Source organism: Pseudomonas agronomica, assembly GCF_025917275.1.
In the GTDB taxonomy this organism is placed as follows: Bacteria; Pseudomonadota; Gammaproteobacteria; order Pseudomonadales; family Pseudomonadaceae; genus Aquipseudomonas; species Aquipseudomonas agronomica.
Map to the genome: position 1 here is coordinate 1 of NZ_JAOSHO010000226.1, position 7,997 is coordinate 7,997.

At 63.6% G+C, this 7,997-nt stretch carries 3 protein-coding genes; 2 read left to right on the forward strand and 1 reads right to left on the reverse strand.

Annotated elements, in window-relative coordinates:
* Positions 1-19 precede the first annotated feature (19 nt).
* Complete coding sequence (locus OC610_RS16430) at positions 20-424, reverse strand: DUF488 domain-containing protein (RefSeq protein WP_264429068.1); 405 nt, start codon at positions 422-424, stop codon at positions 20-22.
* Between the two features lie 284 nt (positions 425-708).
* Between OC610_RS16430 and OC610_RS16435 the strand changes: the two genes are divergently transcribed.
* Together OC610_RS16435 and OC610_RS16440 are read left to right on the forward strand one after the other, a co-directional pair.
* Positions 709-6,231 (forward strand): two-partner secretion domain-containing protein, encoded by a 5,523-nt coding sequence (locus OC610_RS16435; RefSeq protein ID WP_264429069.1) that lies wholly within the window; start codon positions 709-711, stop codon positions 6,229-6,231.
* A gap of 90 nt (positions 6,232-6,321) precedes the next feature.
* Positions 6,322-7,986, forward strand: a complete 1,665-nt coding sequence (locus OC610_RS16440; RefSeq protein ID WP_264429070.1) for a ShlB/FhaC/HecB family hemolysin secretion/activation protein — start codon at positions 6,322-6,324, stop codon at positions 7,984-7,986.
* The last annotated feature ends 11 nt before the right edge of the window (positions 7,987-7,997 follow it).

The following is a 7,997-nucleotide window of genomic DNA, read 5'->3' on the forward strand; positions in this document are numbered from 1 at the left end:
CGGGGCACAGCAAGGTCTTTCAAAGCGCCGGGAACTCATCCAGATAACACACCGGCGAGTTCCCCTCCGCCCGCTTCTCCACCTCATCCTCCAGCCACTGCGCCAACACCACCGCATTGTTCTCAACCGTCGACCTGGCCGAATACACCAAGGTAAGCGTCCCACCCCGTGCGATGTCCACCAACTTCCACCAATGCTCCGGCCGACCAGCCAGCTCCCTCTGATAGGCCGCCCTGAACTCGGCAAACGAAACCTCCCCCGCCTTGAACGCCTTGCGCAATTCATGGGAAGGGCCCACCTCCGGCAGCCACTCGGCAATCGCCAACGCATCCTTCGGACAATTACGTGGCCACAAGCGATCGACCAGCACCCGCATGCCATCCCCGGCGCTGGCTGTTTCATAGGCGCGTTTGCATTGGATCATCGGGGCCTGCCTGTGGAAATTGGACCGACTCAGCATAGGTCGCCCACGACGAGGCGACCAGCAAGCCACCCCATCGTAAAAATTTTTTCATCCCATCCTGTCAATCAAAAGCCCTGGGCGCTCAAACAAAAGTGCGCTCGGCAGAACGCCGACATGATGGCGCGGAGCACTGTGGGATTTTGCGAGCGCAATCCGTCCGGATGCGTTTTTCCATTTGATTTGTCGACAGCGAACCGCCTGGTCGTCATGGCGCGACCCGCCGCATTAAGGATGAGTGAACAAAAATGAATAGAGCTTACCGAGTCGTCTGGAATGCCGTGATGGGTGCGTGGCAGGTGGCATCCGAGTTGGTCAAAAGCCAAGGCAAAGATAAAAGCCGTAAAACATTGAGCCTCGTCATCGGCGTGGGCGGCGGCGTGTTTGCTTCGGTCGCCATGGCGGGGGCGTTGCCGTCCGGCGGTAACATCGTGGCGGGTAGCGGCAGCATCCAGCAGAACGGCACAGGCATGACCATTCACCAGGGCAGCGATAAGCTCGGGATTGACTGGCAGAGCTTTTCCATCGGCAAAGGCAACACCGTCCAGTTCGTTCAGCCTGGCGCGAATTCCATCGCTTTGAACCGCGTCCTGGGCTCGGATGTGTCGGTGATCCAGGGCGCGCTGAAAGCCAATGGCCAAGTGTTTCTGGTCAACCCCAACGGTGTGCTGTTCACCCCCGGCGCGCAGGTTGACGTCGGCGGCCTGGTGGCTTCCACGCTCAATTTATCCACAGAAGATTTCCTTGCCGGCAACTACCGTTTCAGCGGTGACAGCGCCGCATCGGTGGTCAACCAAGGCAACATCAATGCAGCGCAAGGCGGCACCATTGCGCTGATCGCCGCAAAAATCGTCAACGAAGGCAGCATCACCGCGCAAAAGGGCAATGTGCTGCTGGGCGCCGGCAGCGTCGTGACGCTCGACTTGGGCGGGCCGGTACAGTTGGAAGTCAAAGAGGGCGCGCTTCAAGCGTTGATCGAAAACGGCGGTGCCATTCGTGCCGATGCCGGGAAAATCCTGCTGACCGCCCGTGCGGCGGAAACCCTGGCGAGCACGGTCATCAACAACACCGGTTTGATCGAAGCCCGTTCGCTGGATGTCGGTGAAAACGGAGTGGTCACGTTGATGGGCGACCGGGGCGATGTGCAAGTCGCCGGGCGTATCGATGTGTCCTCCGACACCGCCAAGGGCGGCAAGATCGTCGTGACCGGCGAGCGCGTGGCCATCAAGGCCGGTGCTGAGCTCGACGCCACCGGCGCCAAGGGCGGCGGTGAGATTTATGTAGGCGGTAGCTGGCAGGGCAAGGACCCGGCGATCAAGCAAGCCAGCCAGACCACTATCGCCGCCGGTGCGGTGCTCGATGCATCGGCGACCGATAACGGCAAGGGCGGCACCGTGGTGGCCTGGTCCGATGTGAAGAAGCCGGGAAGCGTCACGCGGGTGGACGGCACCCTCAAAGCCACCGGCGGCGCCAAGGGCGGCGACGGCGGCAAGATCGAGACCAGCGGCGCCAAGCTGGCGGTGAGCAAGGCCGCCGATGCCTCGGCTAAAAAAGGCAAGGGCGGCTTGTGGTTGCTCGACCCGGACAGCGTCACGGTGGCGGCGGGCGACGGCGGCTTGACCGGCGGTGCCAACGGGACAGACGCCACGGTTGGCTTCAACGCGATCAATACGGCCCTGGCCGGCGGCACCGATGTCGCGATCAAGGCCGACAACAGCATCCACTGGAACGGCGACTACACCCCGACGGGCATCAGCGGCGACCGGACGCTGACCTTGCAGTCCGGGCACGACGACGTCGGAACGGGCCGCTACGTCTTCGGCAATATTTTCCTCAACGGTGACATCGACGCCAGCGGCGCAGGCAACGGCAACAGCCTGGCGTTGATCTTCAACGGCAAGATGACGCTCAACACCGACGTCAGTCTGAAGAGCAACGGCGGCAATATCGTCTTTGCTGGCGTGGTGGATTCCGATGCGGTGGCCAACAACCGCGAACTGCGCGTGGACGCAGGTTCGGGCTCGATCATTTTCAGCGACATGGTCGGCGGTAACAGCGCCCTGGGCGCCCTGTACGCGACGACCACTGGCGCCGGCAAAACCTTCATCAACGGTGCAAAAGTCTTCACCAGCGGCGTGCAGGTCTACAACGGCGCCGTTGAGATGGGCACCTCGCAGTTCCTGAACGCCGACTTCGAAAATGGCCTGGTCGGCTGGAAGACCTCCATCGACCAGTTCTTCGCCGGCGTCACCGTCGTCGATGGCGTGGTGTCGCCGAATGATCCGACGTTGCCGACCACCTCGCCAACCAACGGCAGTGCACCGAGCGTTTCGCCTGGCGACCAGGGCGACATGGACTACAAACCGCTCACGCCGGTCGCTGCTGCCGGACAGGGCAAGGACGGCGGCGCTGCGCTGTTGCTGGGTACCGAGAACAACTCCAACTGCCAGAACGCCCCCGCCGGATGCATCATGCGTGGCCCTTCGGTGGTCAGCGAAGGCACGGTTTCCCTGGCGGCAGGGGAGTCGGTCAGTTTCGATTACAAACCGGTCGCGGGCGGCGATACCTATGACGTCTTCGGCTATCTGTTGAACGTCAACACCGGCGAATACCAGATCATCCTGAACGAAACCGGTAACGGCACGGGCGCGGTGAACTGGCAAAGCCATACAGCCACGGCTGACAAGGCCGGCACCTACAAGTTCGTGTTCGTCTCGGGCAGTTTCGACCAGACCGCGGGCAAGCAGGTCGGCGGCTCGCTGTACGTCGACAACATCAAGACCAACACCTCGGGCAGCAAAGGCCTGCAAGGCAGCTCCATCACCTTCAACGGCAGCCTCAACAGCACCGACAACAACCTGGCCATCAAGGCCGACGATATCAACTTCAACGGCGGTGCCGGCAGCGTCACTGGCAATGGCTCGATTGCCCTTGAAACCAACACCCCGAGCAAAAATATCGCCGTGGGTGGCAGCACCGGCGACGCCCCCGGTTCGCTGGAACTGACCGGCACCGACATCAGCGCCTTGGCCGACGGGTTCACCTCTGTGAAGATAGGCGGCGCGGACATGACCGGTGACATCAATATCATCGGAGCGACCCGGATCAACGACGACCTTATCCTCGACGCCGGTGCCGGCAATATCCACATCAATGACCAGTTGACCGTGGCGGACGCACCGGGCACCGGCAACGATGACAGCAAGCCGGCCCCGGTCCTGGCGCTGCAGAGCAATGGCGGCAGGATCGACCAGACCGCCGACGGCGCCATCGTCGCCGATGGCCTGGTGCTGCTGGGTGACGGCGCCACTCATGACCTGGACAACGCCGCCAACGACGTCAACACGATCGCCAGCGACACCGGCACGGTGAGCTTTGCCGATGTCGATGACCTGACCGTCGGCGTCGTGACCATTCCCGGCAGCCAGACCCCGGCGAACCCGCAAGGCGTGCCGGTGACCGGAATGACCCAGACCGGCGACCTGAACCTTGTCGCCGACACGCTCACGGTCGGCCAGGCAGTGCTCACCCAAGGCAACACGAGCCTGACCGCTGACGAAATCGATCTCGCCGCGAGCGTTGCCGGTAGCGGCAGCCTCACTTTGCAGCAGAAGACCCCAGGCCTGGATATCCACGTGGGTGGCAGCGATGACCCGGAGGTGACCGGGCCAAACGATCCGCTGGTGCTGTCCGACGCTGACCTGGCGAATATCCAGGATGGCTTCGACAAGATCGTCATCGGCAACGACAAGACCCGCAACATCACCGTCGACGACGAAGGCGCCACGCTCAAGGACGACCTGGCGTTGGTCGCAAGTGGCGTCCTGGACCTGCTGGGCGACCTGACCCTCAAGGATCCCGAAGGCACCGACGAAGACGGCACCACCGGCAAGGGGCTGACCCTCAGCGTCGATGCGGCCAAAGGCGCGACCCAGGCAACGGGCGCGACCATCACCGCCGACGAACTGGCCCTGCGCGGCGCAGGCGATTTCGACCTGGGCAAGGGGCACGACGTGAGCGTCATCGCCGCCGATGTCGGCAGCTTGAAGTTCGCCGGCAACGTCGACCTGACGGTCGGCGTCGTGGACGGCACCGTGGGGATCACCTCCGACGAGGCGGTCACCCTGAAGACCGATCACGACCTGGCGCTGGTAAAAGGCATCACCATCGAAAATGGCCCACGGGATGACGCCAGCCAGGGTCAAACCCGTGCCGACGACATCATCACCCTGGAAGTGGCGGGTAAAACCACCCAGGCCGGCGACGCCGGGGCCAAGCTCGATGCCAGCGGCCTGGTGCTGCTGGGGGGCGATTACGCGCTGGGCAACACCGGCAACGTGATCGGCGATATCGCCAGCGACGCGGGCAAGGTCCAGTTCAACAACAGCGGCAACCTCAAGGTCGGTACGCTGACCGCGACCCATGTCGACGGCACGCAGACCACCGTCACCGGCGTGAACAACACCGGCGACGTGAGCATCGGCACCCAAGGCAACCTGGCGATCAACGAAGCGCTGGCCACCAGCGGCAACGTGTTCCTCAATGTCGCGGGCAAGACCACCCAGAACGCCAAGGGCAACATCACCGCCGATGGCTTGGCACTCAAGGGCGGCGATTTCGACCTGCGCAACGCCAGCAACTGGGTTGGCGACATCGCCAGCCGGGCGAAGGACGTCAACTTCGTCAACCGCACTGACGTCACCGTCGGCAGGCTGACCGAGACGGCACTGGACGGCACCCAGCTGGATCAGATCGTCGGCATCGGCAACACCGGCAAAGTCCAGGTGGTGACCACCACCGGCAATATCACCTTGACCGAAAACGTCAGCACCACCAGCCGCGCGTCTGATGCGATCGTGCTCAACGCCGGTCAGTCCGCCTCGGCGGGCGTGGCTGCGGGCGGTGACGTGAAGGCCGACGCGGGCGTGACGGTGTCCACCGGCGCCGGTGGCCGGGCGGTGATTTACACCGGCAGCCTCGCCGGCAGCACCGGCGTGGTGGATGTGGTGGGCAGTGGCAGCGGCAACTTCCGCTACAACAGTGACGAGCAACAGAGCAATTTCGGCCGGGCGCTGGGCAACGGCGTGCATGCCGTGTACCGCGAGCAACCGACGCTGGTGGTGTCCACCAACGGTGCGACCACCCAGACCAAACCGTTCGATGGTCGAACCACGTTCAACGGCGGCGGTGTCGCCGGTTTCGACGCCAGCGGCCTGTGGAACGGCGACACCAAGCCGATGCTCGGCAATCCGGTGTATTCGATAGACAGTCCGGACGTGGGCACGCACCAGATCAACATCGGTGGGCTGGCTGACCTCGGTTACCTGATCGTCAGCGACCCGGCCAACGCCAACGTCACCGTGACGCAGTCCTTTGACCTGGAAGCCATCCAGCAGAGCGTCGCCGATGCCACACGCGTCGGCGCCCAGGTGACGTCGCCCCATGCGCCGGAGCTCAATCCTGCCCAGCCGAAACCGACTGACTGGTCCGGCGTCGGGGTCGACGACGGCGGCCTGTTGCTGGTGGACCAAGGCGGCACGTCGGCGAACACCAACGCTGGCAACGGTGCGGGCAATGTTCTGGCGCAAGGCGACAGCGATTCGGCTGCCCAGGCCCAGGACACCGACAGCAAGCGGGAACTGGCCGGCGACGTCTGCGCCGATGGCGGTGTATCCGATGGAGGCGCCTGTGCGGCCTACCCGCCGCAGACCGTGTTCGTCGTGCGCGGCGGTGTGCGCTTGCCAAGCCCAGGTCTGGCCATGCGTCCCTGAATCCCACTTTTCCCTTTGAAGGAGCCCCTTGACCGTGTCCCCCGACGCGGTCACGGGCTCAGGCAACCCGAATTCTTCGAGACTTATTCAATGCATAACAAATTGATGTCCTGCGCCGCCGGTCTGGCGCTGTTGTCCACTGCTCCAGCCTGGGCGGCGACCCTGCCGGCACGCCCGATCCCCGACGCAGGCCGTATCCTGCAAGAGCTGCCGATCCCGCAGCAGGAACTGCCGCAAAGCATTCGCCTGGATGTCGAGGCGCCGCAACCGGTGCAGGAAAAAGTCGGCGGCGCCAAGGTCCAGCTCAACGCCGTCCATTTCACCGACAACACCCGCATCGACGAGGCCAGCCTGCAACGCGTCGTCGCGCCGGCCATCGGTAAGGCCTACGACCTCGACGAACTGCGGGAAATCGCCCGGCAGGTCACGCTTTACTACCGCGAGCACGGTTATCCGTTTGCACGTGCCTACCTGCCGGCACAGCGCATGGCCAACGGCGAGCTGACCATTGCGGTGATCGAAGGGCGTTACGGCAAAGTCACCGCCGTCAACGACGATGCGAAACTGGCTGCCCAGGCGCAACCGTTCCTGGACGACTTGCAGCCGGGCGACGTGATCGAGCGTGATCGCCTGGAGCGCAGCATCCTGGTCCTGTCCGACCTGCCGGGCGTGGCGGTTCGGCCGGTCATCCGTCCGGGTGACGAGCTCGGTACGGGAGACCTCAATGCCCAAGTGAGCAAAACCAAGGCCTTCGAGGGCAAGGCCACGTTGGACAACCATGGCAACCGCTATTCGGGGCGCAACCGCCTGACGGTCCAAGGTGACTGGAACAGCCCGATGATGCTGGGCGACAAGCTCAGCGCCGCAGTGATGGCCACCGACGAAGAACTGTATTTCGGCAGCCTCGGCTACTCGATGCCGTTGGGCACCTCGGGCCTGCGGGGCAACGTGGGTTACGCCCAGAGCTCCTATGACCTGGGCGAGGAATTCGCCGACCTGGGGGCGACCGGTACCGCCGAGGTCAGCAGCATTGGCTTGAGTTATCCGCTCATTCGCAGCAACCAGGCGAACCTCCTGTTGGCCGGGCAGTACCAGCACAAAGAACTTGAAGACAAATACGAAGTGCTCGGCCTGAGCTTTGAAAAAAGCAGCAACTCGGTGCCCATCAGCGTGCAGTTCGACGTACGGGACACCTTGCTCGGCGGCGGCATCACCTACGGCGGCGCGACGCTGACCTACGGTGACCTGAAACTCGATTCGGCCCTGCGCGAGGGCGACCGCCAGACTGCCCAGACCGAAGGCCGGTTCAGTAAAGTCAACGTCGACCTTGCCCGCCTGCAAGCGCTGCCCGCCAACTTCACGCTGTTCGCCCGTTTCCTCGGCCAATGGAGCCAGGACAACCTCGACTCTTCCGAAGACTTCAGCCTCGGCGGCATCGATGGCGTGCGGGCTTATCCCCAAAGCGAAGGTTCGGGCGACGAAGGCATGCTGACCCAGATCGAACTTCGCTACCCGATCGACAAGCTCACCCCTTACCTGTTCTGGGACGCCGGCAAAGTGCGCATCAACCACGACGAGTGGACCGACGAGGAAAACACCCGCAGCATCTCCGGCGGCGGTGTGGGCCTGCGCGCTCAGTACGGGCCGCTTTCGTTCGACACCACGGTGGCCTGGCGTCACTCCGGCGGTGAAGCGCAGAGCGATACCCGTCAGGAAAACCCGCAACTGCTTGCGCAGATTGGTTACCAGTTCTAACCCACGTGGCA

Coding starts and splice junctions, on each gene's coding strand:
- OC610_RS16430 (WP_264429068.1), bottom strand. CDS start 424: ATGATCCAATGCAAACGCGCCTATGAAACAGCCAGCGCCGGGGATGGC.
- OC610_RS16435 (WP_264429069.1), top strand. CDS start 709: ATGAATAGAGCTTACCGAGTCGTCTGGAATGCCGTGATGGGTGCGTGG.
- OC610_RS16440 (WP_264429070.1), top strand. CDS start 6,322: ATGCATAACAAATTGATGTCCTGCGCCGCCGGTCTGGCGCTGTTGTCC.